This is a genomic window from Rhodococcus sp. OS5 (assembly GCF_056837585.1).
This window is the reverse complement of record NZ_CM166368.1, coordinates 4,017,384-4,043,635: the sequence shown is the minus strand read 5'-3', so window position 1 is coordinate 4,043,635 and position 26,252 is coordinate 4,017,384. Positions and strand designations below refer to the sequence as shown.

Genomic DNA, 26,252 nt, shown 5'->3' with positions numbered 1-26,252 from the left:
ACGAAGAGAACGACTTCACTCAAGCGGACACTTCTGCCAGCGGAATCTCCGGATCGGCCAACCGCTCCGGATCGACGGGACGCGAAGACGCGACCAATTCCTTGATGGCGTCACCGGCATCCCAGATGTTCACGTTCATGCCGGCGAGCACCTTGTTCGCGGAATCGAGCCAGAATGCCAGGAACTCGCGCTTGTCGACGTCGCCGCGAGTGACGACACGGGAGTAGCCGCCGTGCGGTGCGTGACCTACGTATTCCATTCCGAGGTCGTACTGATCGGTGAAGAAATACGGCATGCGGACGTACTCGGCGGGCCGTCCCAACATGGTCTCTGCGGCCGTCTCGGGTTGGTTGAGTGCGTTTGCCCAGTGCTCCACCCGAATTCGTGCATTCAGAATCGGATGCTGTGCGGCCGCGATGTCACCCACTGCGACCACGTCGGGGTCGCTGCTCTGCAGACCGGCGTCGACGAGAACCCCGTTCTCGACGTCGATACCCGCCTCCGATGCCAACTCGGTGTTCGGCAATGCGCCGACAGCGATCAACACGGCGTCGGCCGGAATCACGGTTCCATCACTCAAAGTGACACCCGAGGCGTGACCGCCGTCGACAGAGATTGCGGTGACGTCCGTGCCGGTGCGTAAGTCCACCCCGTTCTGGCGGTGCAGCGCGGCGAAGACCTCACCCATTTCCGGGCCGAGGGTCGATTCGAGCGGAAGGCCGGCATGTTCGAGCACGGTGACCTCGACGTCGAAACCGCGAGCCGACGCGGCAATTTCGAGGCCGATCCAGCCGGCACCGACCACGACGAGCTTCTTGTCGGCGGCCAGGGTGCGCAGCAGCGCGGCGGCCTGATCGACTGTTCGCACGTAGTGAACACCCTCGGCGTCGGACCCCGGGATGTCGAGGCGCCGCGACCGCGAACCGGTGGCCAAGGCGAGCTTGTCGTACCTGATCGTGGAACCGTCCGGAAGTGACACGGTGTGCGCAGCGGGGTCGATGGCCGTTGCCGTCGTTCCCGGGCGAAGATCGACGCGATGGTCGCGAAACCACTCGCCGTCGTGGACGGTGAATTCGGGGAGTGTCTTCTTGCCTGCGAAGAACTCTTTCGACAGCGGCGGACGCTCGTACGGGAGGTGGTCTTCTTCACTCAATACGGTGATCTCACCGTCGAAATCTCTGTCACGCAGGGCTTCTGCGATCTTTGCGCCCGCGAGCCCGCCGCCGACGATCACGAATCTCCGGTTGGTGCTCATTACTGAACCACTCCTTCGTACTCGTTTCTTTTCGACACTACTGCGATCGGGAGGTGGTTCGGGGGAAAGCGCGGGAAGGATTGCGGGTTCATGATTGTTGGCAGAACGGGAGTATGTCCCCGAACTGATATGACCTGACCGACATGAACTGATAGGGAGTTTCTTCGTGAGCGCAACCTCGAGCAAGACCACGGACACTGCTGACTTCTGGTTCGATCCGCTCTGCCCGTGGTGCTGGATCACCTCACGCTGGATTCTCGAGGCCCAGCAGGTACGCGACATCGAGGCCAAGTTCCACGTGATGAGCCTTGCGGTTCTCAACGAGGGCCGTGACCTTCCCGACGAGTACCGGGAGATGATGACCAAGGCCTGGGGCCCGGTCCGTGTCGCCATCGCTGCAGCGCAGCTGAAGGGTGACGAGATCCTGCTGCCGCTGTACACGGCTATGGGGACGAAGATTCACAACGAGGGCAACAAGGACTTCGCCGACGTCATCAAGTCGTCCCTCGCCGAGGTCGGCCTGCCACCTGAACTGGCCGAGGCCGCCGACACCGACAAGTACGACGAGGCTCTGCGCGAGAGCCACCACAAGGGCATGGACGCCGTCGGACCCGACGTCGGAACCCCGACGATCCATGTCAACGGCGTGGCGTTCTTCGGCCCCGTGCTCTCACGCATCCCGCGCGGCGAGGACGCAGGCAAGGTGTGGGACGGCGCAGTAGCGCTGGCCGGCTACCCCCACTTCTTCGAGCTCAAGCGGACCCGCAACGAGGATCCTCAGTTCGACTGAGCGGCAGTGAGCGCCGGATTTCGGTAGAGCTGGCCCGGCCGGAAGAACAGATGCCCTGAGTGCGTGCGGTTGCGAAGCGCAGCCGCACGCCAGGTCAGCACCGGATGCGACGACAAGATGTTGACGAACCACGGGAAGAACCCGGATTCGAGTGTCGCCCGATCGGCCAGTTCGTCGAACCCGACCAGACCCACCAGATACTTTCCCGCGCCGAGGACGCCCATCGCGCCCGGTGCACCCTGCGGACGCATGTGAAAGCCGAAGTTGTCCGCCGTGTACTCCATGGAACGCGACAGCGAAGATCCGATCACCGGAATGTAGTTCGACGCGAACTGTCCCCACTGGCGCCAGTACGACGCATGCCCGGCAGCGATGTGGCCGACCTCGTGGCCGATGATGAATGCGAGCGCATCGGGCTCGCGTGCCTGCCCACCGACTTCGAACAGGTCGCTGTAGACGACGACGAAACGGCGAAATCCGTGCCCCGACGCGAACGCGTTGATCCGTCCGTTCCCCAGCACGACGTAGGCATCCGGCGGAGTTTTCATGCCGAACCGTGCCGCAGCCTCGGCAACGAGCTGATACCCCTCCGGAAACTGTGAAGGCGTCATCTTGATTCCGTTGACCTGTTGCGATCCGTACAGCTGACCTCGCGCAAGGAACAGCAGGATCGGAGCCGCGAGCACCACGAGGATCCACGTCGACAGATCACCCGCAGCGATCAGAACGATCGCCACCACATAAGTGACGACCGTCGTCAGCACCGCGAGCACGAGTAGCGGGATTTCCCACGGGTGGCGAACGGCGTCACTGCCCGGTGACATACGAAGGGCGGGTGCAGCGGCCTGGCCGTTGACGGGGTACATGGGCACCACGATAGGTGTGCTCGCGCGGCGATGCGTGTTCCTGAAAGTGTGACGTCGACCCGGGTGCGCCCGGCTGGTCGGGCCTGAGAGAATTGTCGCCATGCGCGTATACCTGGGTGCCGACCATGCCGGATTCGAACGTAAGAACGAGATCATCGAACACCTGAAAGCGAACGGCCACGAGGCCATCGACTGTGGTGCTCACGAGTACGACGCCGTGGACGACTACCCGGCTTTCTGCATCGAAGCCGCAAAGCGCGTCGTCGCCGACGAGGGCAGCCTGGGAATCGTCCTGGGTGGCAGTGGCAACGGCGAGCAGATCGCAGCGAACAAGGTTCCCGGCGCACGGTGCGCCCTCGCTTGGAGCGTCGAAACGGCGAAGCTGGCACGTGAGCACAACAACGCTCAGCTGATCGGCATCGGCGGACGTATGCATTCCCTCGAGGAATCGCTTGCCATCGTCGACGCTTTCCTCGCCACCGCATGGTCGGGTGAAGAGCGCCACCAGCGTCGTATCGACATCCTGTCCGAGTACGAGAAGACCGGCGTCGCACCGGCTCTGCCGCAAGCCTGATCCGAAAGTTGTTCCGTGCCTGAAGGTCATACCCTGCACCGGCTGGCACGGTTGCATGCCCGCAAGTTCGTCGGTTCACCGGTCCGCGTCCTCAGTCCGCAAGGCAGATTCGCCGAGGACGCGCGCCTGGTGGACGGACACGTACTCACGTCCTCGGATGCCTGGGGAAAGCACCTCTGGCACACGTACGACAACGGTCTGACAGTTCACGTACACCTCGGGTTGTACGGAAAGTTCACCGACGTCACCCTGCCGATGGAAGAACCGGTAGGCCAGGTCCGGATGCGAATGGTCGGTGCCGACTTCGGCACCGACCTTCGTGGTCCCACCGCCTGCGAAGTCCTGCTACCTCCTCAGGTCGCCGCGATCGAGGCCAGACTCGGGCCGGACCCACTGCGCCGCGACGCGGATCCAGAGAAGGCCTGGTTGCGAATCTCCAAGTCCAAGACGGCAATCGGCGCCCTGCTGATGGACCAGGCGGTCCTGGCGGGTGTCGGCAACGTCTATCGCGCCGAACTTCTCTTTCGTCACGGAATCAACCCTGAACGACCGGGGAATCTCGTCTCTCACGGCGAGTGGACCGCCATGTGGGCAGACCTAGTCGAATTGATGAAAGTCGGCGTCAGACGGGGGAAGATGCACGTCGTTCGCGCCGAGCACGACAACGGAGATCCGGCGTACGCGAAGGATCGTCCGCGTACCTATGTCTACAGAAGAGCAGGATCGCCGTGCCGCGTGTGCGGCACACCGATCCTGCATTCCGTCATGAAGGCACGAAACCTGTTCTGGTGCCCGGTGTGTCAGTCGGCTTAGAAGTCGAAGCCGCCGAAGTCCCCGCCGCCCCCGAAATCCATTCCGCCTCCGTCGCCACCAGACCAGTCGCTTCCGCCGTCAGCGGTGTAGTCCGTGTTGTCGATACTTCCTTGGTCGGCGCCGGGATCACCGGCGTCCATACCCTGATCTCCCGAGTCACCGGAGCCTGTGTCGGCGCCGGGATCGCCACCCTGGGCGAAAGCCTCTGCGCCGTAAGGAACCCCGGCCATGCCGGAGAACATGGTCGAGAACAGCATCATCGAACCCAGACCCCAGGAGCCGGCGACGAGTGCAGGCTTCCACCAGGGTTCGGAGTACCAGCCGGCCGGGACCGGGCGTCCGGCGACTCGGCCGCCGGGGTAGTAGTTGGGTGTGTGCGACGACGGATTGGGTGATGCGGCGACCTTGCGGCCCTCGAATTCGACCTCACGGTCTTCGGTGACCGAACCGGCAGCCTTCTGTCCGTCGATGGAAGGAACTTCCGGTCCCGGATCCATGCCCATCGCCACCCGTGCCGCGCGGATGTAGTAAAGCCCTTCCAGTGCAGTCTGTTTCGCGAGACGTGCTTGGACCGGCGTTGCGGCCTGATCGATCTGCGAGCCTGCGGCGTTGTACCGTTCGGCCGCGTCGGCGAGGGCTTGGCGCGACGCGTCGTCACTGCCGGTCAGGTTGTAGACCTGACCGCCGAGGCGTTCGATCGACTGCCGGGCATCGGCTTTCGCATCGTCGAGTTGTGTTGCGCTGTGGCCGGAACCGCGTTGCTGGCTTTTCATGACCAGGAATACGACTACGGCCAGAACGACGAGTATGAGAAGAATCGTGGTCACGTGGCCTCCCGAGCAGAATCGATCCGGACAACTCCAGGATACGGACCGCAGGGGAGTGGTCTGAGTGGACAAAGTCGGAATACAAAAAATCCGCACCGGCTGGGCCGATGCGGATCTTTTGGGGAGTTTCCCTCCTGATGGAGGGGATGACGGGAATCGAACCCGCGTGATCAGTTTGGAAGACTGAGGCTCTACCATTGAGCTACATCCCCGTGCATACGACAACTCGGGATCGCCGTGTTCGTCGTCTGCGATACGAAACTGTACCCAATGCCCCACCGGATTTCATAATCGGGGGGTCGGAGAAGTTCGAGACCGTCGTTCACCTGGGGAATTGGCGAATTGCTCGGCGAGTCGGGGTGTCTCGGCCGCAGGCGCGACTTCTGATTCCGGCTCTGAATGGCAGTTGAGGCAAGGCTGTATGTGGCTGCTGTATGCGGCTGCCGTCGGATGACATACTGACGGGGTCGACAGCCGGGCCGTGTACAAATGGCGGTCGGGTTCGTGAGAGAGTAGTGAGCGCGATAGGGTTGTGCGCGGTCACCGATGGTGGCTGCCTTTGTGGCCCGCTGTCTTAGTGGCCTCGGATGGCCGTATCGTGTGTTTCATGTGATCGGAAACGGGATGTAGCGCAGCTTGGTAGCGCATCCGCTTTGGGAGCGGAGGGTCGCAGGTTCAAATCCTGTCATCCCGACAAGTACGTACATGGCACTTCACCTCCAGTAAGTCCGGGAGTGAAGTGCCGCGCCAGACAGCAGTACCGATTCAACACAAGTTGTGAGCAAGACCAGACGAAGGAGCGAAGTTTCGTGAAGAGCACCGTCGAGCAGCTCAGCCCGACGCGAGTCCGTATCAACGTTGAGGTGCCCTTCGCGGAACTCAAGTCTGATTTCGACAAGGCCTACAAGGCCCTCGCGCAGCAGATTCGTCTCCCCGGCTTCCGTCCCGGCAAGGCTCCGGCCCGCCTCCTCGAAGCGCGTGTCGGTCGTGGCGCTGTGCTCGAGCAGGTCGTCAACGACGCTCTGCCGTCGCGTTACTCCGAGGCTGTCACCAGCGCCGGCGTGAAGGCCATCGGCCAGCCCGAGATCGAGGTCACCAAGATCGAAGACGGCGAGCTCCTCGAGTTCACCGCCGAGGTCGACGTGCGCCCCGAGATCGAGCTCCCTGACTTCAGCTCCATCAACGTCGAGGTCGATCCGATCGAGATCACCGACGAAGCTATCGAAGAGCAGCTGCTTTCGCTGCGTCAGCGTTTCGGTACCCTCACCGGCGTCGACCGCGCAGTCGAGGACGGCGACTTCGTCTCCATCGATCTGTCGGCCACCGTCGACGGCGAGAACGTTGCCGAGGCAACCGCGAGCGGACTGTCGCACGAGGTCGGTTCGGGCCAGCTCATCGAGGGCCTCGACGAAGCCATCATCGGCCTCAAGGCGGGGGAGTCCAAGGACTTCACGTCGACGCTGGTCGCCGGCGAGTACGCAGGCAAGGAAGCTGTTGTCACCGTGACCGTGCAGACGGTCAAGGAGCGTGAGCTTCCGGCTGAGGACGACGAGTTCGCTCAGCTCGCCAGCGAGTTCGACACCCTGGAAGAACTGAAGGCTGACCTCCGTGAGCGCGTCGCACGCGTCCGCAAGGTCGAGCAGGCCGGTCAGATCCGCGACAAGGTTCTCGAGCAGCTGCTCGAGACCGTCGAGGTTCCGTTGCCGGAGGCTGTCGTCAAGGCTGAGGTCGACGCTGCACTGCACGACGCCGTTCACGGTCTCGATCACGACGAAGAGGCACTGAACAAGCTCCTCGAAGAACAGGGCAGCAGCCGCGAAGAGTTCGACAAGGATGCACAGGAAGCCGCTGAGCGCTCCGTCAAGACGCAGCTCTTGCTCGACTCGATTGCCGATGCGGGCAACGTCACCGTCGGTCAGGACGAGCTCACCGAGCGCATCCTGTTCCAGGCGCAGCGTTACGGCATGGCTCCTGAGCAGTTCATCCAGCAGATCCAGCAGGCCAACCAGCTCGGCGCCGTCTTCGCAGACGTCCGTCGTGGCAAGGCTCTCGCGTCCGTCGTCGAGTCGGCCGGTGTCAAGGACACCTCCGGCGCAGTTGTCGACACCGCAGAGCTGTTCGGCAGCAGTGAGGCCGAAACCGAAGCGGACGAGTCTGATTCCGCCGAGAGCGAAGACAAGTAAAAACGCAGGCGGACGGGTGTTTTCACCACGATCGACTGCACTGAGTTTTCCGCTTTGAGCGAAGTAGGGCGGCACCGGGACTCCGGTGCCGCCCTACTTCGTTACTGTCTGTGTCAGTAGAAGTGTTTCGCATAGACGATCCACCGCACAAGTAGATCCACATAGAAGGCAGGTACCGTGACTTCCAATCACCTGGAGACTTTGCAGAGTCCCGCCATGACTTCAGCGACCGCTGGGTTGAACCTCAGCGACTCGGTGTACGAGCGCTTGCTGCGAGAGCGCATCATTTTCCTCGGTACCCAGGTCGACGACGACATCGCCAACAAGCTGTGCGCACAGATCCTGCTGCTCTCGGCCGAGGACCCGACGCGAGACATCTCGCTCTACATCAACTCGCCCGGTGGATCCGTGACCGCAGGTATGGCGATCTTCGACACGATGCAGTTCGCCGAGTGCGACATCGCCACCTTCGGCATGGGCCTTGCGGCGTCGATGGGTCAGTTCCTGCTCTCGGCAGGCACCAAGGGCAAGCGCTACGCACTGCCTCACGCCCGCATCATGATGCACCAGCCGTCCGCCGGCATCGGTGGTTCCGCCAGTGACATCGCGATCATGGCCGAGCAGTTCAAGCACACCAAGCGCGAAATGGCCGAGCTGATTGCTCAGCACACCGGCCAGACGGTCGAGCAGATCACCGCGGACTCCGATCGTGACCGTTGGTTCACGGCGAAGGAAGCTCTCGAGTACGGCTTCGTCGACCACGTCGTCTCCCGTGCGAATCAGGCCGGCGGCACCGGCAACTGAGCCGGTTCGCCCATCCTTTCGCTGCCCAATTCATACTTTGGAGAACTGATGACCAATCTTTTCGGAGCTAACTCGCTGGGCGGCCAGGCGCCGTCGGGCCCCCAATCGCGTTACATCCTGCCCCAGTTCACGGAGCAGACCAGCTACGGCGTCAAGACGTCCGACCCGTACAACAAGCTGTTCGAGGAGCGCATCATCTTCCTCGGCTCGCAGGTCGACGACGTGTCCGCCAACGACCTCATGGCGCAGTTGCTGGTTCTCGAATCGCAGGATCCGGACCGCGACATCACGATGTACATCAACTCGCCCGGTGGTTCTTTCACCGCGCTGATGGCGATCTACGACACGATGCAGTACGTCCGTGCCGACATTTCCACCGTCTGCCTCGGTCAGGCTGCTTCGGCAGCTGCCGTGCTTCTGGCCGGCGGTACGCCGGGCAAGCGCTTCGCGCTCCCCAACTCGCGCATTCTGATCCACCAGCCGGCTACGGGCGGCATCCAGGGTCAGGTTTCCGATCTGGAGATCCAGGCTGCGGAGATCGAGCGTATGCGTCGGCTCATGGAGAGCACGCTGTCGCTGCACACGGGTAAGGATCCGGAGACCATCCGCGTCGACACCGATCGCGACAAGATCCTCACGGCCGAGCAGGCCAAGGAGTACGGCATCATCGACGACGTGCTGGCTTACCGGAAGCTCAGCGCACAGAAGTAGTCGATTTCCGCCTCGTGTCGAGGATCTGTTACCCGATTCCCGACACGAGGCGGACACGTCGAGAAGTGCCTGGTGGAGCGCTTGCCAGGCTGAAATCTCGACTCTTTTCTTTTTTATCCGCAGACGAAACGCCGAGAACAGGTCGACCCCGTTCGGGATCTGCGGGTACCGTCACTTCACGGGCTGGTTCTCGACCGGCGTTCTGCGATTGTTCGACCAGATTTGTTCGATCAGTTTGTCTGATCTGACAACTACCGAAGTACTGCGGAGCGTCTCGACCGATCGAGTGGCGGCGAGTGCACGTACATGATGGAAAGTAGGGACCTCACGAGATGGCACGCATCGGCGACGGCGGGGATCTGCTCAAGTGCTCTTTCTGCGGTAAGAGTCAGAAGCAGGTCAAAAAGCTCATTGCAGGACCCGGGGTGTACATCTGCGACGAGTGCATCGACCTCTGCAACGAGATCATCGAAGAGGAATTGGCCGAATCGAGCGAGGTCAAGCTCGACGAGCTTCCCAAGCCTGCGGAGATCCGAGAATTCCTCGAGAACTACGTCATCGGTCAGGACTCCGCCAAGCGGACGTTGGCCGTGGCCGTCTACAACCACTACAAGCGCATTCAGGCCGGCGACAAGGGCCGTGACGCGCGGGGTGAGACGGTTGAGCTCGCGAAATCCAACATCTTGATGCTCGGCCCCACCGGCTGTGGCAAGACGTATCTCGCTCAGACTCTCGCGAAGATGCTCAACGTCCCGTTCGCCATCGCTGACGCGACGGCGTTGACCGAGGCCGGTTACGTCGGTGAGGACGTCGAGAACATTCTGCTCAAGCTGATTCAGGCTGCCGACTACGACGTCAAGCGCGCCGAGACCGGAATCATCTACATCGACGAGGTCGACAAGATCGCCCGTAAGAGCGAGAACCCGTCGATCACGCGTGACGTGTCCGGCGAAGGTGTTCAGCAGGCGTTGCTGAAGATCCTCGAAGGTACGCAGGCAAGCGTCCCGCCGCAGGGTGGCCGTAAGCATCCGCACCAGGAATTCATTCAGATCGACACCACGAACGTGCTGTTCATCGTCGCGGGCGCTTTCGCAGGTCTCGAGCGGATCGTCTCCGATCGTGTCGGCAAGCGCGGTATCGGATTCGGTGCCGAGGTTCGGTCGAAGGCCGAACTGGATACGGTCGATCGTTTCGCCGAGGTCATGCCGGAGGATTTGATCAAGTTCGGTCTGATTCCGGAGTTCATCGGCCGACTGCCGATGATCGCGTCGGTGACCAACCTCGACAAGGAATCGCTCGTTCAGATCCTGTCGGAGCCCAAGAACGCTCTCGTCAAGCAGTATCGTCGCCTGTTCGACATGGACGGCGTTGAACTCGAGTTCACCGAAGAAGCGCTCGACGCTATCGCCGATCAGGCGATCTTGCGTGGAACCGGCGCTCGTGGCCTGCGCGCCATCATGGAAGAGGTTCTTCTTCCGGTGATGTACGACATCCCCAGCCGTGACGACGTCGAAAAGGTGGTCGTCACCGCGGAGACCGTCAACGACAACGTACTTCCGACCATCGTTCCGCGTAAGCCGGAACGTGGCGAGCGTCGCGACAAGACGGCGTAGAAAACTCAAAACGACTGTGGCCCGGTATCTCTCGCGAGATGCCGGGCCACAGTCGTTCGCGCAACACAGTCGTTCGTGCAGGGTGTCTGTGGGGTGGTCGGCTAGATCGGGTTGCCGAGCTCCTTGAGGGGGGTGCGGAAAGTCTCCTTGGCGGTGAACGCCGAGATCGCGCAGATGACGCAGGCCACCGAAGTCAGAATGGCAACGGGCATCCAGTGTGTCTTGTCGCCGCCCATGAGGGCGTTGCCGATGGCGGGGGCAAAGCCTGCGAGGGCGAAGCCGACCTGGGTGCCGATCGCAATGCCCGAGTAGCGGACCTTGGTGTTGAACATCTCGGAGTAGAACGACGGCCAGATGGCATTCGGGGCAGCGTAGAAGACGGACATCAATCCGATTGCGGCGAGGAAGATCAGGGGAACGTTGCCGCTGGCGATTGCGCCGAAGTACACGTAGATGAACACCGCGCTACCGAGGGCGCCACCGATGAACAGCGGCCTGCGACCGATCCGGTCGGAGAGCATCGCCCAGGCGGGCTGACTGAGCAGGGCTACGGCGTTGGCTGCGATGGCAACCCAGAGCATGGTCGACTTCGGAATCCCCACTTCTTCGGTGGTGGCGAAAGCGAGACCGAAGACGGAGAAGATGGTCGAGACGACGGCGATGAAAGCGCAGCAGATCACGCGAATCAGATTTGCGCTGTGGGTGCGAAGAAGATCGGCAACAGGCAATTTGGCGACGGCCTTCGACTCCTGCTGCTCGGTGAACTCTTCGGGCTCTTCGAGCTTGAGACGCATGATGTATGCCGCGACCAGAACGATCAGGCTGCCCCAGAACGGGATTCGCCAGCCCCACGTGTAGAGGATGTCGTCGGGGAGCGCGGCGATGGGCAGGAATACGAGGCTGGCGAGGATGAAGCCGGCCTGGGTGCCGTTGAGGGTCCAACTGCAGAAGAACGCGCGTCGGCCTTCGGGGGCGTGTTCGAGCGTCAGTGAGCTGGCACCGCTCTGTTCACCGGCAGCGGAGATGCCCTGGGCGATTCTCATCAGGACAAGAAGGATCGGTGCAAGAACTCCGATCGAATCGGCGCTGGGAATACATCCGATGAGGAAGGTGGCTGCGCCCATCAGAATGAGCGTGAGCAGCATGATCTTCTTGCGGCCGACGCGGTCACCGAAATGGCCGAGGACTACAGCGCCGAGGGGACGCGCGACGTACGCGACACCGAAGGTGGCCAGCGAGAGCAGAGCCGCATGTCCGCTGTCCGGGAAGAACACCGTGGGGAAGATGAGCGCAGCGGCGGAGGCGTAGATGTAGAAGTCGTAGTACTCGAGCATGCTGCCGAGAAACGACGATGTTGCGGCGCGCTTGACCTTGGTCGTATCCGGCCTTGCCAAGGATCCCGCCTCGGGCTCGGACGGTGTAACCGTGCTAGCTGACATGCTCATCTCCTGGGTGGAAGCGTCGTGGAGGCTCTACATCCGCCGATTGTGTTCGTATCAAGAACGTCTGTGCGGAGAGCGATACAAGGAATGTAACCGACGCCACAGCAACTACACAAGATTATTAACCAAATAGTTCATAAAAATCTACTGGCGGTCACGCTGCTCGTCGAAACCGCAGTTCAGAGAGTTAGGAGGCCGGCTGTGCTGCGGCCGCCACCAACTGCTCCACCTGTTCCTCGGTGATCCCGAGGCCGAAGGTGGCGAGTTTTCCGAGCGGCATCGAGCCTGCGAGTGCCATCATCTCGGGGCTGACCGCCTGTGCACCGTCGCCCGCTGCGGCAGCCATGGCGGCGCCGAGAACTGCGCTGCCGACGGGATGGGCGAGCCATTCGCCGATGGTCGACATGGCGTCGAGCGTGCCGACGCCGACGTTCCCGGCCAGGGTGATCGTGTCGGTGGTTGCGATGTCCCGAGACGAGAAGCCGACGCGGATCTCGTAGTCGCCGGCGTCGATCGCCCAGTCCTTTTCCGTGACAGACCAATAGGCAAATGCCCTGCTGTCGAGCGTGATGGTCACAGTCGCGGATTCGTCGGGGTCGAGGTGGACCTTGGCGAAGCCTTTCAATTCCTGCGCGGGTCGATCGATGCTTGCCGAGGCGTCGTGGACGTAGACCTGAACGACGCTGCTGCCCGATCGGTCGCCGCTGTTGCGCACGGTGACGGTCACTTCGGCGGAGTTCTCACCGGCCTCGACGGAGGTATCGGTGATGTCGAAGGTGGTGTAGCTCAGCCCGAACCCGAACGGGTACGCCACTTCGCGCAGCGCGGAGTCGTAGTAGCGGTATCCCACGTACAGGCCTTCGCCGTAGCGGACGTGCTGCTGTGATCCCGGGAAATGCAGATACGACGGATTGTCTTGGAGGCGAAGCGGAATGGTCTCCGTCAGGCGGCCGGACGGATTCGTGATGCCGAACAGAAGATCGGCAATCGCCGAGCCGCCCGCCTGGCCGAGTAGCCAGCCCTCGAGGATTGCGGCGGCATGATCCTTCCAAGGCTCGATCGCAACCGCACCGCCGTTGGCGAGCACGACGACCGTGTTCGGGTTCGCGCCGTGGACCGCTTCCAGCAGGGCGATCTGGTCAGCCGGCAGTTCGATGTCGGTTCGGTCGAATCCTTCGGATTCCGTGGCGGACGGTAGTCCGAGGAACAGCACCGCGACGTCGGCGCGGCGTGCGGCGTCGACAGCCTCGGTGACCATGTCGTCGTCCGGAGTGCCGTCGAAGGTGAAGCCCGGTGCGAAAGTGACGCGGTCGGCGCCTTCGAGGTCGAGGATCGCGTCCAAGGCATTGTCGAGCTTGGTCGGGACCACCTGTGAACTGCCGGCTCCCTGGTACCGCGGGCTGCACGCGAATTCGCCGATCACCGCGACGGTTTGCCCGCCGGGGGTCAGCGGCAGTAGTTCTCCGTCGTTGGCCAGCAAGACAGCGGACTCCGCTGCAGCGGTCCGTGCCAGTTCGTGGTGACGCTCGACGTCGTACGTGTGGCCTTCGGTGCGCGCGGCGGCGGTGCGTGCCACCAGCGTCGCCAGGCGCTCGGCGGCAGTGGTGAGCACTGATTCGTCCAGGTCGCCGCCGCGCACGGCGTCGACGATCTGGGTATCGGTTCCGGTCGGCGGCATTTCCAGGTCGAGGCCCGCGGCGAGTGCCGCCACGCGGTCGTTGACCGCTCCCCAGTCCGAAACGACGAGGCCGTCGAAGCCCCACTGTTCGCGGAGTACCTCGGTGAGCAGCCAATGGTTCTGGCTCGAGTACACACCGTTGATCTTGTTGTACGAGCACATGACCGTCGTCGGGGCCGCGGTCTTGACGGCGTATTCGAAGCCGGCCAGATAGATCTCGCGCAGCGTCCGTTCGTCGACGTCGGCACTGACTCTCATCCGGTCGTGTTCTTGGTTGTTGACAGCGAAGTGCTTGAGCGAGGTTCCGACGCCGCGAGACTGGATGCCGGTGATCAGGGCTGCCGCGACGCGGCCGGAGAGGAATGGGTCCTCGGAGACGTATTCGAAGTTCCTGCCACACAAGGGTGATCGTTTGATGTTGATGCCTGGGCCGAGGAGGACCGAGACCTGTTCGGCTTTGGCCTCGTCGCCCAGAGCCTCACCGACCTGGCGGATGAGGTCGAGGTTCCACGACGAGCCCAACCCGACCGCCGGTGGGAAACACGTCGCGGGAATGCTGTGGCCGAGTCCGAGTGCGTCGCCGCCCTCGGGTTGTTTCCGGACTCCGTGCGGACCGTCGGTAAGGAGTATCGATTCGATGCCGGCAACGGACTGGCTGTGCCAGAAATCCGAGCCGGACGTCAACGACGCCTTCTCGTCGAGTGAAAGCCCGTCTACGTAATTCTCGGTCACGTCATTCCTCCCGGTGGCAGCTGTGAGTTCCACTCACCACCGTAGGGGGATTTTTCGGACTTCGGGGTGGGTCAGGACGGCGCCTTCGAGGTCAAGAACGCAACAACCATGTCGCCGAGCATTGTTCGAAGATGCTCACGATGCGTCGAGTCGGTCAGATCGCGGTCGAAGAGCGCTTTGAAGGTGTAACGATTGGCGATACGAAAGACGCAGTAACTGCTGATCAACATGTGAATATCGAGAGCATCTACGTCGGAGCGGAATGCTCCCGACTGCTGTCCGTCGTGGAGGATCTGCGAGACCAGGTCGGCGGCGGGGGCGCCGAGGCCGCTGAGTAGCTCGGATTTCTCGATGTGCTCGCCGCGGAGCATGTTCTCGTTGGCCACGAGCCGAATGAAATTCGGGTGTTGTTCGTGGTGGTCGAAGGTGAGTTCGGCCAAGGCGCGGACTGCTGCGGTGGGGTTCAACCCCTCGAGGTCGAGTTCGCGTTCCTGCGCACGAATGACGCTGTACGCATGCTCGAGGACTGACTTGTACAGCCCTTCCTTGTCGGTGAAGTAGTAGTAGATCATGCGCTTGGTGGTGTGAGTCTTGGTTGCGATCTCGTCCACTCGGGCGCCGGCAAAGCCTTTGTCGGCAAACTCCTCGGTGGCGACGGCGATGATGTTCACCCTGGTCAGATCGCTGTTTCGGCGTCGTTTCTCCGGCTTCGACACCACGGAGTTCACTGACTGCTCGGAAACCATGTGCTCACTCTATCTGTCAGCAGTTTGTCGACTTTGCTTGTCGAGTCCGCGTCGGGGGGAGTAACGTCCAGTGAACTAACTCACTAGTTCGTACATTAGTTTCGAGCGTCAACCCCGAGGTGCCCCTGATGACTTCATCTCTACCGGTCCTGGTCCTCAACGGGCCCAACTTGAATTTGTTGGGCCAGCGCCAACCGGAGTTCTACGGGAGAGACACGCTGGACGACGTCGTTTCCCGCTGTGAAGCGGCGGCCGCGAAGTTCGGAGCGGTGGTCGAGGCAAGGCAGTCGAACCACGAGGGCCAACTGATCGATTGGATCCACGAGGCCAGGGGAAGAGTCGCGGGCATCGTCATCAATCCCGGTGGGTACTCGCATACCTCCGTTGCGTTGCGTGACGCTCTGGTCACACTCGATGTCCCCGTCGTGGAGGTGCACATCAGCAACATCCACAGTCGCGAAGAATTCCGTCACCACTCGTATGTCTCCGGCATCGCCGACGCCGTCATCTGTGGATTGGGAATCGACGGATACAGCGCCGCAGTCGAATTCGTCTGCATCCGAGAAGGGAAGAACTGATGAGCGATTCGATGCTCTGCGGTCTGATCGGCACCGGAATCGGAGCCTCTTTGACTCCGATCATGCACGAGGAAGAAGGGCGCAGACAGGGTCTTCCGTACGTCTACCGCATCCTCGATCTCGACGTGATGGGCATGGCGCCGTCGGACATCGGTGAACTTCTCACCTATGCACGACGTTTCGGGTTCCGCGGCCTCAACATCACTCACCCGTGCAAGCAGTTGGTGATCGAGCACCTCGACGAGCTCTCGCCCGATGCGAGCCGGCTCGGCGCGGTGAACACGGTCCTCTTCGACTCCGGCAAGGCGATCGGACACAACACCGATTGGTCGGGCTTCGGCCGAAATTTCGACGACGGACTTCCCGGAGCACAGCTCGATCGTGTCGTGCAGCTCGGTGCCGGCGGAGCCGGTGCGGCGGTTGCCTATGCCGCGCTCACCCGTGGCGTCGGGACACTGACGTTGGTCGATTCGAGCCTGCCTCGCGCGCAGGAACTTGCACAAACCTTCGCGCAGCAGTTTCCGGCGCAGGTTGTCGAGGCGCGGCATACGAGCGACCTCGCCGAAGTGCTCGGCAAGGCAAACGGATTGATCCACGCGACGCCGATGGGAATGGCGGCTCATCCCGGAATGGCGTTCTCGCCAGATCTGCTTCGCCCTGATCTGTGGGTGGCCGAAATCGTCTACCGTCCACTCGAAACCGAACTGTTGCGTCAGGCAAGGTTGATCGGAGCCCCGACGCTCAGCGGAGGCGGAATGACTGTCTTCCAGGCCGTCGACGCGTTCCGGATCTTCACGGGCATCGAGCCCGACAGTAAGCGCATGCTCGCGCACATGACGGAACTTGTACACGGCGAACAGACTGCGGCAGCGCTGTGAGTGCCCCGGTCCGGACGTCGATCGCGACGGTATCGCTCAGTGGCACTCTCGAGGAGAAGCTCGACGCCATCGCTGCTGCCGGCTTCGACGGCTTCGAGGTGTTCGAGCCGGATTTTGTTGCTTCGCCGTGGTCCCCGAAGGAATTACGAACGAGGGCTGCGGATCTGGGCTTGACCCTCGATCTGTATCAGCCGTTCCGTGACTTCGACACGGTGGACGAGGCCCAATTTGCTCGGAATCTTGTTCGAGTGCAACGCAAATTCGAGCTCATGGATCAACTGGGGTGCGAGACGCTCCTGGTGTGCTCCTCGCCCCTGCCGACCGCAAGTCACGATGACGGTCAGTTGACAGAGCAATTCGGAGCACTCGCCGAACTGGCGTCCGAGCACGGCAAGAAGGTTGCCTATGAGGCGCTCGCGTGGGGTGCCCACGTCAACACGTACGGCCATGCGTGGCAGATCGTCGAGGGCGTCGACCATCCTTCGCTCGGTACCTGTCTGGACAGCTTTCACATCCTCTCGCGCGGTGACGATCCCGCCGGAATTCGCGAGATTCCCGGCGAGAAGATCTTCTTCCTCCAGTTGGCGGACGCTCCATTCTTGGCGATGGACATCCTCCAGTGGAGCCGGCATCACCGAAACTTCCCGGGGCAGGGCAGCTTCGATCTCAGTGCGTTCGCTCAGCATGTCTACGCCACCGGTTACGCCGGACCGTGGTCGCTCGAGATCTTCAACGACGTATTCCGCCGCGCGGACACCCAGCGGACGGCAATCGACGCTCATCGGTCGCTCCTGCATCTGGAAGAACAGGTCGCCGCCGCGAACCCTGCCGCCGGTGGACCCACCCTGTTCACCGCCCCGGAGCGCACGCCGCTCGAAGGAATCGTGTCTCTGCGAATCGCGGCGGGTCCGGCGAAACAGGACCAGGTGCACTCGATGCTCTCCCGCGTCGGTTTTCATCTTGTCGGACGGCACCACGATCACGATTTGCAGTTGTGGCGGCACGGACCGCTCACCGTTGCCGTGGATGCGACTGCGGGCACAGTGTGGACGGCGCCCGGGCTGCCTGCGGATCCACCGGTTCTCACTCAGATCGGCATCCGGGCAACCGAACCCGAGGTGTGGGGAGAGCGCGCTCTGGCTCTCGAAGTGCCGGCGACGCGCGTGCAGTTGCCGGGGTCGAGCGACGAGAACTCCGAGGTACCGGACGTCGTACGCCTGAAGGTCACCGATGCGACATCGATCGACCTTCGTGGCCCCGGCAGCGCTGCAGCGTGGGAATCGGCATTCGAGATCTACCCGCTGCCCGCCGAGCGCAATCGTGAACAGGGCGCAGTGTTCACCGGGATCGACCACGTGGCACTGGCAGTTCCGGCGGAGAGTTGGGACGGCATCATGCTGCTCCTGCGGTCCGTGTTCGAGATGCAACCACACGAGGGGCAGGACGTCACCGATTCTGTCGGCCTCATGCGAAGCCAGGCGCTCACGCTCGTTCAAGGCGGTGACGGACATACCCTGCGCATCTCGCTGAACATGGTGGAGGGAAGTCGAAGTGGGCTGCCGACGGTCCGTCGCGGCGGCGTCAGCCACGTCGCCTTCGCGTGTGAGAACATCTTCGGTGCCGCTGCGTCCATGCAGGACTGGGGATTTGCTCCGCTACCCATTTCCCCGAACTACTACGACGATCTGGACGCACGTTTCGGACTGAATCCGGAACTGCTCGACCGGATGCGCAGCACCGGAATCCTTTACGACGCGGACGCTCACGGCGAGTTCTTCCACCTGTTCACCCCGACCGTCGGGGGAGACCTGTTCTTCGAGGTCGTGCAGCGGGTGGGTGGATACGAGGGCTACGGGGAAGTCAACTCCGCTGTGCGACTGTCGGCTCAGTTGCGTGCGAGTTCGACGTGACCTCGACTCGGTGCGGGTGCGAGTAGATATTCATCGAATCGCCGCGGATGAAACCGGCGAGAGTCAGCCCGGACTCCTGCGCTAGTTCCACGGCCAGCGACGACGGCGCGGAGACAGCACCGAGGATCGGAATGCCGGCCATGACGGCCTTCTGGACGAGTTCGAACGACGCCCGACCGCTGACGATCAAGATCGTGTCGTAGAGGGGCACTCGGCCGTCGGTGATGGCCCAACCGATCACCTTGTCGACGGCGTTGTGACGGCCGACATCCTCGCGCAGTGCCAGGAGTTCGCCGGTGGCGGTGAACAATCCGGCCGCGTGCAGGCCACCGGTGCGCTCGAAGATCCGTTGGCTCTCCCGCAGTGTGACCGGCATGGCCGACAGGATGGTCGAGGTGACGGAAGTCGTGTCACCGACCAGCGGATGTCGCGTCGTGGTTCGGACGGCGTCGAGCGAGGTCTTGCCGCACACGCCGCACGCGGAACTGACGACGGTGTTGCGGTCGGTGGTGTGGTCGGGCAACGGCACTCCGGGAGCGAGAGCGATGTCGAGGACGTTGTACGTGTTCGCACCGGATTCGTCGACGCCGTCGCAGTAGCGGACGACGCTCACGTCGTCGCGGGTGGCGATGACACCTTCGCTGAGAAGGAATCCGTGCACGAGGTCGACGTCGTTGCCGGGGGTCCGCATCGTCACTGCCAGCACCTGACCGCCCACTCTCATTTCGAGTGGTTCCTCGACGGCCAGCGTGTCGGGGCGCGTGACGACCCGATCACCCGAGATTCGAACGACCGGTGTTCGTGCGGTGACTCGTCCCATCTCAGGCGCCCGATGCTTCGAGTCGAACGGTGACGGCCTTCGACACCGGCGTGTTCGACTTGGCCGCAACGTGTTCGAGGGGAACGAGCGGATTTGTCTCCGGGTAGTACGCCGCAGCATTGCCGCGCGGGGTGTCGTAGGAGACGATGCGGAATTCCGTGACCCGACGCTCTTCGAGTGTGCCGTCGGGTGTTGTCCACTCGGACACGATGTCGACGAGATCGCCGTCACGGAATCCGAGCGCGGTGATGTCTTCGGCGTTGACGAGGATGACTTTGCGTCCGCCCTTGATGCCGCGGTATCTGTCGTCGAGGCCGTAGATCGTGGTGTTGTACTGGTCGTGGCTGCGCATCGTCTGCAGAATCAGGCGCCCACTCGGAGTGGGTATCCAGTGCAGGTCGTTCACGCCGAAGTTGGCTTTGCCGGTGTGCGTGCGGAACTCACGCGAGTCACGCGGCGGGTGGGGGAGTTGGAATCCGTCTGGCTCTCGAACGCGGGAGTTGTAGTTTTCGCAGCCTGGCACTACCCGTGAGATGGAATCGCGGATCAGGTCGTAGTTGCCCTCGAAGGCCGACCAGCGGACGGAGTGATCGTTGCCGAGTAGTTCGCGGGCGAGTTGGCAGATGATGGCGACTTCGCTACGCAGGTAGGGGCTGACCGGTGTGAGGCGTCCGCGCGACAGGTGCACCATGGACATCGAATCCTCCACGGAGACAAGCTGCTTTCCGCCGGCTTGGACGTCGAGGTCGGTGCGTCCGAGGGTGGGGAGGATGATCGCGGTCTGCCCGTGGACCACGTGACTGCGGTTCAGCTTGGTGGACACCTGCACGGTGAGTTCGCATTGACGCAACGCTGTTTCGGTCGCTGCGGTGTCCGGGCTTGCCTGGATGAAGTTGCCGCCCATCGCCATGAAGAAGCTTGCCTTGCCTGCGTTCATGGCGCGGATTGCGTCGACGGTGTCCCATCCGTGCTTGCGGGGACTCGAGATCGAGAACTCGGTGTCGAGCGCGGCCAGGAACTCTTCCGGCATCTTTTCCCAGATGCCCATCGTGCGGTCACCCTGGACATTGGAGTGTCCTCGCACCGGACAAACGCCGGCACCGGGTTTGCCCATCATTCCACGCATGAGCAGCAGGTTGACTGCTTCTTCGATGGTGGCGACTCCGTGTGTGTGCTGAGTGATCCCCATGGCCCAGCAGGTGACGGTTCGCTCGGATCGGGCAAGTGCGGCCGCCGTTTCCTCGAGCTGTGCCATCGACAGACCCGTTGCCTCGAGTACCGTGTCGAGATCGACCGCGCGGATGTGCTTCTCGTATTCGTCCCAACCGGCGCAGTACCGGTCGACGAAGGCACGGTCGACGACCGTCCCGGGAGCGCGATCTTCCTGCTCGAGCAGCAGCTTCCCCAGGCCTTGGAACAGCGCCATGTCGCCGCCCAGCCGGATCTGCAGGAACTCGTCCGCGATGTCGACTCCGTGCCCGATCACGCCGGACACCTTCTGTGGATCCTTGAACCTGCGCAATCCCGCCTCGGGCAGAGGATTGATGGCAATGATCTTGGCGCCGTTGCTCTTTGCCTTCTCCAGCGTCGAGAGCATTCGAGGGTGGTTGGTGCCGGGGTTCTGTCCGGCGATGAGGATGAGATCGGCGTTCTCGAGGTCGGGAACCGTCACCGAGCCTTTGCCGATGCCGATGGATTCGGTCAGTGCGCTTCCGGACGACTCGTGACACATGTTGGAACAGTCGGGCATGTTGTTGGTGCCGTAGCTGCGAATCATCAACTGGTAGAGAAACGCGGCTTCGTTGGACGTGCGACCGGAGGTGTAGAACACCGCTTCGTCCGGCGATGCGAGGCCGTTCAGATGTTCGGCGATCAGTGCGTACGCGCCGTCCCAGTCGATCGGCCGGTAATGGGTTGCTCCCGGCGTCAGGACCATCGGGTGCGTCAGTCGCCCCTGCTGTCCGAGCCAGTAGTCGGTCTTGCCTTCGAGATCGGCGATCGAGTGCTCCGCGAAGAATTCGGGTGTGACGGTGCGAAGCGTTGCTTCCTCGGCGACAGCTTTCGCTCCGTTCTCGCAGAATTCGGCGGGCTTGCGATGTCCGGGAGTCTCCGGCCACGCACACCCCGGGCAGTCGAAGCCGTGTCGCTGGTTGAGTCTGGTGAGCGTTCGGGCGGTCCGCAAGGCTCCCATCTGCTCGATTCCTCGTTGCAGCGACACCAGAACGGCCGGAACTCCGGCGGCGTAGTCCTTGGGGTGCGTGACTTCGAGATCCGATTCGTCGATGTCCTTCGAGGGGCCCTGGCGCGTCATGTCTCCATAGTGGCCCGAACGGCGCGGTACTGCCATCGAATGGGCCGGTCGAACTAGCCGGAATGAAGCTTTCATCGGCTAGCCTTACCTACCGAACCAGCAGACTTTAAGGGGTAGGAACATGGATCGAACGGACGCAGGTCGGCTGACCCGGCGCGGATTTCTGATCGGCACGTCGGGAGCGTTGCTGGCATTCGCCGCAGCCTGCTCCAGTTCGAACGACGAGGACACACCTCCCAGCGGTGACTCTGCGGAATCGATCACCCACAAGTTCGGGGCTACGGAGTTGCCCAAGGATCCGCAGCGGATCGTCAGTGTCGGATACAACGATCAAGATGCGATCCTGGCGCTCGGTGGGACCTTGGTCGGAACCTTCGACTGGTACGGCGATTACCCCTACGGAGTGTGGCCCTGGGCGCAGCCGCTGCTGAACGGGGCGACTCCCGAGATCATCGGAACTGCGGGCACCACCATTCAGATGGAGAAGGTCGCTGCCACGACACCCGACCTCATTGTCGGCACCTACTCCGGGCTCACTCAGGCGCAATACGACAAACTCAGTGCCATTGCGCCGACGGTGGCGCAGCCCAAGGAGTTCGCGGATTACGGAATCCCCTGGCAGAACCAGACGACCATCATCGGCGAAGCGTTGGGGCAGCAGGGTAAGGCCACCGAGCTGATCGCCGGCGTCGACCAGAAGTTCGCCGACGTGAAGACGGCCAATCCGGCGTTTGCCGGCAAGACCGTTCTGGTCGGCGCGTTGAAGGGGCCGGGGCAGTTCGGGGTCTACGGACCGGAAGACCCGAAGGTGCGGTTCTTCACCGAACTCGGATTCGTGAATCCGCCTGTCACCGATCAGATCACGGGTAACTTCGCCGAGATCAGCACCGAGCAACTCTCGCTCGCGGACGTCGATGTACTCGTCTGGTACGCCGGTGGCGGCTACGGCGACAAGCTTCGCGCGGAGCTGGACAAGACCCCGATCTACCAGGAACTCGACGTCGTGAAGGACGGCCGCGCGATCATTCTGGAAGACGCTGCTGCCGAAGCCATGACGTGGAGCACCGTACTGAGCTTGCCGTACGCGCTCGAACAGATTCCGCCGCGGATTGCGGGCTTGCTCGTCTGATCGGTTCAAGGACAGCGCTGTTCAAAGTCCAGTGATTCGGACAGTCGGCGGTACTCTCGCCTCATGGGTGTACACGTACGGCCGGCTGTCCGATCCGATATTCCGGCACTGTCGGCAGTGTTGGCCGAGGCGTTCGAAGATGATCCCTTGATGGCGTGGATGTTGCCGGACGAGGCCACCAGGGCTGATCGCCTGACGAAACTGTTTGCCGCAGAAGCTCGTTACCACCACCTCGCCGGGGGCGGCGTCGAGGTGGCCACCGACGACAACGGCCTGATCGGCGGGGCAACTCTGTGGGATCCGCCGGGGCGGTGGAAGCAGTCGTGGATTTCCGGGCTCGTGAGCCTGCCCGCAATGGTGCGTGTCTTCGGCAGGGGGCTTCGACACGCGGCCGAGGTCAGCTCCGTTCTCGAAGGAGCACACCCGAATTCGCCGCACTGGTATCTCGCGACCGTCGGGACCGGCAGCGCGGCGCGCGGTGGGGGATACGGCAAAGCGCTGCTGAACTCTCGGTTGGAGCGTTGTGACCGTCAACATGTCGACGCTTACCTCGAGAGCAGCAAGGAATCGAACATCCCGTACTACAACCGCTTCGGTTTCGAAGTGACCCGTGACATCGTCATGCCAGGCGGCGGGCCGACGATCTACGCAATGATGCGTCAACCGCGGGGCGCGTGATACGAACTAGTGGTGACCCAGATTCCCGAGCTCCACGCAGGCACACCGTTCGACGAACTCGACGACTACATCGCTCTGGCCAGGTTGTCCGGCCTGGTGTTGTCACCTGACGGCTCGCTGCTGATCTGCGCGCGCGCCGTTCTCGACGACAAGAGCGCCGAATACGTGTCCTCGTTGTGGGAGATCGACCCGGAAGGCCGGCGTCCTGCGCGTCGGTTGACCTGGGGTTCGACCAGCGAGTCCGGTGCTGCCTTCGCGTTCGACGGCGACGTGCTCTTCACTGCCACGCGAGCCGTGCCGGGCGAGAGTGATCCGCAACCAGCACTCTGGCGCCTACCAGCGGCGGGCGGAGAAGCTCAGCTGCTGATCTCGCGTCCCGGTGGTGTCTCGTCGGTATCAGCGGCGAAGGCGGCGCCGACGTTCGTGGCCCAGACGTCGGTCATGGCTTCGGCGATCAGCCTCGACCAGGACGATCAGGTGCGATCGGCGCGCAAGGACAAGAAAGTCACGGCGATGCTGCACACCGGTTATCCGGTGCGCCACTGGGACCACGACCTGGGCCCCGATCATCCGCATCTGGTTGTGGCCGAGACGGATTCGAAGGAATCCGTCGAGTTGCGGGACATCACACCGACGGCAGGCGCAGCGCTGCGGGAGACGTCGACCACGATTTCCGACGACGGTCTCTTCGTCGTGACCACGTGGACTGTCGGCGATGCGAGTGCCGCCCGCCGATCGACGTTGGTTCGGATCGACACGGTGACCGGTGACCGAGTCACGCTTGTCGACGAGGCCGACGCGGACGTCTACAACCCGGTGCTCTCGCCGGACGGAACCAAGCTCGCGTTCATCCGGGAGACACTCACCACACCGGAGTCCGCACCACGAATGACTCTGCAGCTCTACGACTTCGGATCCGGTGCCGTGACCGGCGTCGCCGACGGCTGGGATCGCTGGCCTACCTCACTTGCCTGGCTACCCGACGGATCCGGGCTGGTCGTCACCGCTGACGACGGCGGCCGCGGTCCGATCTTCACCATCGACCTGTGGGGCCAACCAGTGCGCCTGACAGCCGACGACGCGGCGTACACCGACCTTCGAGTGGCGCCGGACGGTGAGTCGATCTACGCGTTGCGAGCCTCGTACGAAGCGCCCCCGCACGTGGTGCGGGTCGATCTGCGATCAGGTGAGATCACCGCACTTCGTGGGCCCGACACTTTGCCGGAGCTGCCGGGAACACTGACCGAGATCACCGCGCGTGCCGAGGACGGTTCGACGGTGCGTAGCTGGTTGGCGCTGCCGACGGGCGCCGCGCCGCATGCACCGGTGCCATTGCTTCTCTGGGTCCACGGCGGCCCACTCGGTTCGTGGAACACCTGGTCCTGGCGGTGGAATCCGTGGCTGCTCGTCGCCAAGGGCTATGCAGTACTGCTACCAGATCCCGCGCTCTCGACCGGATACGGCCAGGACTTCGTCCAGCGGGGGTGGGGTCAGTGGGGCAAGGCGCCCTTCACCGATCTGATGGCGATCACCGATGCTGCTGTCGCCCAGCCCGAGATCGACCCCAAGCGAACCGGCGCGATGGGTGGTTCGTTCGGTGGTTACATGGCCAACTGGATTGCCGGACATACCAACCGTTTCGACGCCATCGTCACCCACGCGAGTCTGTGGGCACTCGATCAATTCGGCCCGACGACGGACGCTGCCTGGTACTGGCAGCGCGAGATGTCGCCTGAGATGGCCGTCGAGAATTCGCCGCATCTGTACGTCGCGGACATCACGACTCCGATGCTGGTCATCCATGGCGACAAGGACTACCGGGTTCCGATCGGTGAGGGCTTGCGACTCTGGTACGAACTGCTTGCCGAGTCAGGTCTGCCCGCCGACGACGACGGGAAAACGGACCATCGCTTCCTCTACTTCCCCGACGAGAATCATTGGGTGCTCAAGCCGCAGCACACCAAGATCTGGTACGAGGTGGTCACCGCGTTCCTCTCCGAGCACGTTCTCGGCGAAGATGTCGCGCTACCGGAGATTCTGGGCTGAACCCGCGCGTGCCTCGTTCGGATGAAACACCGAACGAGGCACGAGCGTCTTCGCGTGGATCCGGACCGGAATCAGGCGCCGGGGCAACGAACGGTGTACGACCACTCGGTGTGGTCAGGGCCCGTGACGCGAACCAGAACGGACGACGCCCCACCGGCGGGCACGTTGACGACAGCTGAACCAGTTCCCTCGTTGATGTTGTCGCCGATGTATCCGGTGCTGTGGATCAACCGACCTTCGTAGTACACCTCGATCAGGTCCGGGACGTTTTCGGTCTCGTAGCCGAGCACGAACGAGGTCGGGCCACCGCGGCCGAGTTCGTGCTTGGTGCTGGTGATTCCTGCGCCGCCCGAGACGGTCGAGGCGTCGCAGCGCTGCGTGGGCGCAAACGATCCGCCGCCGCCGCTGCCGCTGGCCAGGCCACTGAGAATGTCCCTGACGTTGCCACTGGCCAGGCCGTTGACGATGTCCGTCGCGCTGGTCGAGCCGGCGTTCAGGCCGCCGAGGACGTCGTTGAGGTTCCCGGTGGCGATCCCGCCGACGATGTCACCCACGCTGCCGCTGGCGATGCCGTTTGCGATGTCGTTCCCGATATCGCCGACGCTTCCGTTGATCGTGGCGCTGCTACTGTCGATGCTTCCTTGCACACTTTCTTCGATGCCGGGGGCAGCGGACGCAGTCGCCGGAAGCACGAGGGCAACCGCCGCTCCGATCGTCGCGGCCGCCGCCAAGGTTCGAACGCCGGGACGGCGAGAACTCCAGTTGTTCAACATATTTGCTCCACGGGTAGTTGGTCGGTCGTCCTTCAGAGCGATCCTGTCAGCCGAGCGGATCGGTGAATATCGTTTGTTCGGCTGACCCCGGACCG

Annotated in this window: 22 protein-coding genes and 2 tRNA genes; 14 read left to right on the top strand and 10 right to left on the bottom strand. The window is 62.8% G+C overall.

Translation table 11 applies throughout. The annotated features are described in order from the left end of the window. Positions 1–19: 19 nt before the first annotated feature. Complete coding sequence (locus tag ACVZUB_RS18840; RefSeq protein ID WP_058039388.1) at positions 20–1,255, bottom strand: NAD(P)/FAD-dependent oxidoreductase; 1,236 nt, start codon at positions 1,253–1,255, stop codon at positions 20–22. 166 nt (positions 1,256–1,421) lie between these two features. Between ACVZUB_RS18840 and ACVZUB_RS18835 the strand changes: the two genes are divergently transcribed. Then, positions 1,422–2,045 (top strand): DsbA family oxidoreductase, encoded by a 624-nt coding sequence (locus ACVZUB_RS18835; RefSeq protein ID WP_003944541.1) that lies wholly within the window; start codon positions 1,422–1,424, stop codon positions 2,043–2,045. On the opposite strand, the gene ACVZUB_RS18830 is transcribed toward ACVZUB_RS18835, so the two are convergent. Further along, positions 2,033–2,869, bottom strand: coding sequence for a M48 family metallopeptidase (locus tag ACVZUB_RS18830; protein ID WP_228232720.1), 837 nt, complete (start codon positions 2,867–2,869; stop codon positions 2,033–2,035). The two genes, ACVZUB_RS18835 and ACVZUB_RS18830, sit on opposite strands and share 13 nt — an antisense overlap. A gap of 142 nt (positions 2,870–3,011) precedes the next feature. On the opposite strand from ACVZUB_RS18830, the gene ACVZUB_RS18825 reads away from it, so the two are divergent. Then, complete coding sequence (locus tag ACVZUB_RS18825) at positions 3,012–3,485, top strand: ribose-5-phosphate isomerase (RefSeq protein WP_003944571.1); 474 nt, start codon at positions 3,012–3,014, stop codon at positions 3,483–3,485. 15 nt (positions 3,486–3,500) lie between these two features. After that, on the top strand, positions 3,501–4,298 hold the full coding sequence (locus ACVZUB_RS18820) for an Fpg/Nei family DNA glycosylase (protein ID WP_058039389.1): 798 nt from the start codon (positions 3,501–3,503) through the stop codon (positions 4,296–4,298). Here the strand turns inward: ACVZUB_RS18820 and ACVZUB_RS18815 are convergent. After that, the gene (locus ACVZUB_RS18815) at positions 4,295–5,071 is read right to left on the bottom strand and encodes a DUF1542 domain-containing protein (protein WP_218695502.1); all 777 of its coding nucleotides are present in this window, start codon (positions 5,069–5,071) and stop codon (positions 4,295–4,297) included. The two genes, ACVZUB_RS18820 and ACVZUB_RS18815, sit on opposite strands and share 4 nt — an antisense overlap. 192 nt (positions 5,072–5,263) lie before the next feature. After that, positions 5,264–5,337 (bottom strand) — tRNA-Gly (locus tag ACVZUB_RS18810). Between the two features lie 408 nt (positions 5,338–5,745). Between ACVZUB_RS18810 and ACVZUB_RS18805 the strand changes: the two genes are divergently transcribed. The 5 genes from ACVZUB_RS18805 (at position 5,746) to clpX (ending at position 10,436) form a co-directional block, all read left to right on the top strand. Then, a tRNA-Pro gene (locus tag ACVZUB_RS18805) sits at positions 5,746–5,819 on the top strand. A gap of 115 nt (positions 5,820–5,934) precedes the next feature. Beyond that, a complete protein-coding gene (gene tig / locus ACVZUB_RS18800) occupies positions 5,935–7,308 on the top strand; it encodes a trigger factor (RefSeq protein ID WP_007730958.1) in 1,374 nt (457 codons plus the stop codon). Positions 7,309–7,524: 216 nt separating this feature from the next. Beyond that, a complete protein-coding gene (locus ACVZUB_RS18795) occupies positions 7,525–8,112 on the top strand; it encodes an ATP-dependent Clp protease proteolytic subunit (protein WP_007730960.1) in 588 nt (195 codons plus the stop codon). 48 nt (positions 8,113–8,160) lie between these two features. Then, positions 8,161–8,823: an ATP-dependent Clp protease proteolytic subunit gene (locus tag ACVZUB_RS18790; protein WP_003944539.1), complete on the top strand. Its 663-nt coding sequence runs from the start codon at positions 8,161–8,163 to the stop codon at positions 8,821–8,823. Positions 8,824–9,155: 332 nt separating this feature from the next. Then, positions 9,156–10,436: an ATP-dependent Clp protease ATP-binding subunit ClpX gene (gene clpX, locus ACVZUB_RS18785; RefSeq protein WP_003944582.1), complete on the top strand. Its 1,281-nt coding sequence runs from the start codon at positions 9,156–9,158 to the stop codon at positions 10,434–10,436. A gap of 101 nt (positions 10,437–10,537) precedes the next feature. Here the strand turns inward: clpX and ACVZUB_RS18780 are convergent, their stop codons facing one another. The 3 genes from ACVZUB_RS18780 to ACVZUB_RS18770 all read right to left on the bottom strand — a co-directional run bounded on the left by ACVZUB_RS18780 (position 10,538) and on the right by ACVZUB_RS18770 (position 15,034). After that, positions 10,538–11,875: an MFS transporter gene (locus ACVZUB_RS18780; protein ID WP_482627633.1), complete on the bottom strand. Its 1,338-nt coding sequence runs from the start codon at positions 11,873–11,875 to the stop codon at positions 10,538–10,540. 190 nt (positions 11,876–12,065) lie between these two features. After that, a complete protein-coding gene (locus ACVZUB_RS18775) occupies positions 12,066–14,288 on the bottom strand; it encodes a glycoside hydrolase family 3 C-terminal domain-containing protein (RefSeq protein ID WP_482627632.1) in 2,223 nt (740 codons plus the stop codon). A gap of 71 nt (positions 14,289–14,359) precedes the next feature. Beyond that, positions 14,360–15,034: a TetR/AcrR family transcriptional regulator gene (locus ACVZUB_RS18770; RefSeq protein WP_019749082.1), complete on the bottom strand. Its 675-nt coding sequence runs from the start codon at positions 15,032–15,034 to the stop codon at positions 14,360–14,362. A 128-nt stretch (positions 15,035–15,162) separates the two neighbouring features. Here ACVZUB_RS18770 and aroQ point away from each other — a divergent pair, with 128 nt between their 5' ends. The 3 genes from aroQ to ACVZUB_RS18755 are packed head-to-tail and all read left to right on the top strand — an operon-like array spanning position 15,163 to position 18,400. Further along, on the top strand, positions 15,163–15,612 hold the full coding sequence (gene aroQ, locus ACVZUB_RS18765; RefSeq protein WP_118602567.1) for a type II 3-dehydroquinate dehydratase: 450 nt from the start codon (positions 15,163–15,165) through the stop codon (positions 15,610–15,612). After that, complete coding sequence (locus tag ACVZUB_RS18760; protein WP_054187687.1) at positions 15,612–16,490, top strand: shikimate dehydrogenase; 879 nt, start codon at positions 15,612–15,614, stop codon at positions 16,488–16,490. The genes aroQ and ACVZUB_RS18760 overlap by 1 nt, the downstream gene beginning before the upstream one ends. After that, positions 16,487–18,400, top strand: a complete 1,914-nt coding sequence (locus ACVZUB_RS18755; protein ID WP_482627631.1) for a TIM barrel protein — start codon at positions 16,487–16,489, stop codon at positions 18,398–18,400. Before ACVZUB_RS18760 ends, ACVZUB_RS18755 begins: the two co-directional genes overlap by 4 nt. On the opposite strand, the gene fdhD is transcribed toward ACVZUB_RS18755, so the two are convergent. Together fdhD and ACVZUB_RS18745 are read right to left on the bottom strand one after the other, a co-directional pair. Then, a complete protein-coding gene (fdhD, locus tag ACVZUB_RS18750) occupies positions 18,351–19,220 on the bottom strand; it encodes a formate dehydrogenase accessory sulfurtransferase FdhD (protein ID WP_165638862.1) in 870 nt (289 codons plus the stop codon). The two genes, ACVZUB_RS18755 and fdhD, sit on opposite strands and share 50 nt — an antisense overlap. 1 nt (position 19,221) lies before the next feature. Further along, positions 19,222–21,531 carry an FdhF/YdeP family oxidoreductase gene (locus tag ACVZUB_RS18745; RefSeq protein WP_030536640.1) on the bottom strand — a complete coding sequence of 770 codons (2,310 nt, stop codon included), beginning with the start codon at positions 21,529–21,531 and terminating at the stop codon, positions 19,222–19,224. 121 nt (positions 21,532–21,652) lie between these two features. On the opposite strand from ACVZUB_RS18745, the gene ACVZUB_RS18740 reads away from it, so the two are divergent. The 3 genes from ACVZUB_RS18740 (at position 21,653) to ACVZUB_RS18730 (ending at position 25,384) form a co-directional block, all read left to right on the top strand. After that, complete coding sequence (locus tag ACVZUB_RS18740; protein WP_030536639.1) at positions 21,653–22,660, top strand: iron-siderophore ABC transporter substrate-binding protein; 1,008 nt, start codon at positions 21,653–21,655, stop codon at positions 22,658–22,660. Positions 22,661–22,723: 63 nt separating this feature from the next. Continuing rightward, positions 22,724–23,338 (top strand): GNAT family N-acetyltransferase, encoded by a 615-nt coding sequence (locus ACVZUB_RS18735; protein ID WP_042450225.1) that lies wholly within the window; start codon positions 22,724–22,726, stop codon positions 23,336–23,338. Between the two features lie 12 nt (positions 23,339–23,350). After that, positions 23,351–25,384, top strand: coding sequence for a S9 family peptidase (locus tag ACVZUB_RS18730; protein WP_050654660.1), 2,034 nt, complete (start codon positions 23,351–23,353; stop codon positions 25,382–25,384). A 71-nt stretch (positions 25,385–25,455) separates the two neighbouring features. Here the strand turns inward: ACVZUB_RS18730 and ACVZUB_RS18725 are convergent, their stop codons facing one another. Then, on the bottom strand, positions 25,456–26,157 hold the full coding sequence (locus ACVZUB_RS18725; protein WP_482627630.1) for a hypothetical protein: 702 nt from the start codon (positions 26,155–26,157) through the stop codon (positions 25,456–25,458). Between the last annotated feature and the right edge of the window lie 95 nt (positions 26,158–26,252).

Bases quoted from the DNA above. Each gene is read 5' to 3' on its own strand.
- ACVZUB_RS18840 (WP_058039388.1), bottom strand. From the start codon at position 1,255: ATGAGCACCAACCGGAGATTCGTGATCGTCGGCGGCGGGCTCGCGGGC.
- ACVZUB_RS18830 (WP_228232720.1), bottom strand. From the start codon at position 2,869: ATGTCACCGGGCAGTGACGCCGTTCGCCACCCGTGGGAAATCCCGCTA.
- ACVZUB_RS18825 (WP_003944571.1), top strand. From the start codon at position 3,012: ATGCGCGTATACCTGGGTGCCGACCATGCCGGATTCGAACGTAAGAAC.
- ACVZUB_RS18815 (WP_218695502.1), bottom strand. From the start codon at position 5,071: ATGAAAAGCCAGCAACGCGGTTCCGGCCACAGCGCAACACAACTCGAC.
- ACVZUB_RS18795 (WP_007730960.1), top strand. From the start codon at position 7,525: ATGACTTCAGCGACCGCTGGGTTGAACCTCAGCGACTCGGTGTACGAG.
- ACVZUB_RS18790 (WP_003944539.1), top strand. From the start codon at position 8,161: ATGACCAATCTTTTCGGAGCTAACTCGCTGGGCGGCCAGGCGCCGTCG.
- clpX (WP_003944582.1), top strand. From the start codon at position 9,156: ATGGCACGCATCGGCGACGGCGGGGATCTGCTCAAGTGCTCTTTCTGC.
- ACVZUB_RS18780 (WP_482627633.1), bottom strand. From the start codon at position 11,875: ATGTCAGCTAGCACGGTTACACCGTCCGAGCCCGAGGCGGGATCCTTG.
- ACVZUB_RS18770 (WP_019749082.1), bottom strand. From the start codon at position 15,034: ATGGTTTCCGAGCAGTCAGTGAACTCCGTGGTGTCGAAGCCGGAGAAA.
- aroQ (WP_118602567.1), top strand. From the start codon at position 15,163: ATGACTTCATCTCTACCGGTCCTGGTCCTCAACGGGCCCAACTTGAAT.
- ACVZUB_RS18760 (WP_054187687.1), top strand. From the start codon at position 15,612: ATGAGCGATTCGATGCTCTGCGGTCTGATCGGCACCGGAATCGGAGCC.
- fdhD (WP_165638862.1), bottom strand. From the start codon at position 19,220: ATGGGACGAGTCACCGCACGAACACCGGTCGTTCGAATCTCGGGTGAT.
- ACVZUB_RS18745 (WP_030536640.1), bottom strand. From the start codon at position 21,531: ATGACGCGCCAGGGCCCCTCGAAGGACATCGACGAATCGGATCTCGAA.
- ACVZUB_RS18740 (WP_030536639.1), top strand. From the start codon at position 21,653: ATGGATCGAACGGACGCAGGTCGGCTGACCCGGCGCGGATTTCTGATC.
- ACVZUB_RS18735 (WP_042450225.1), top strand. From the start codon at position 22,724: ATGGGTGTACACGTACGGCCGGCTGTCCGATCCGATATTCCGGCACTG.
- ACVZUB_RS18725 (WP_482627630.1), bottom strand. From the start codon at position 26,157: ATGTTGAACAACTGGAGTTCTCGCCGTCCCGGCGTTCGAACCTTGGCG.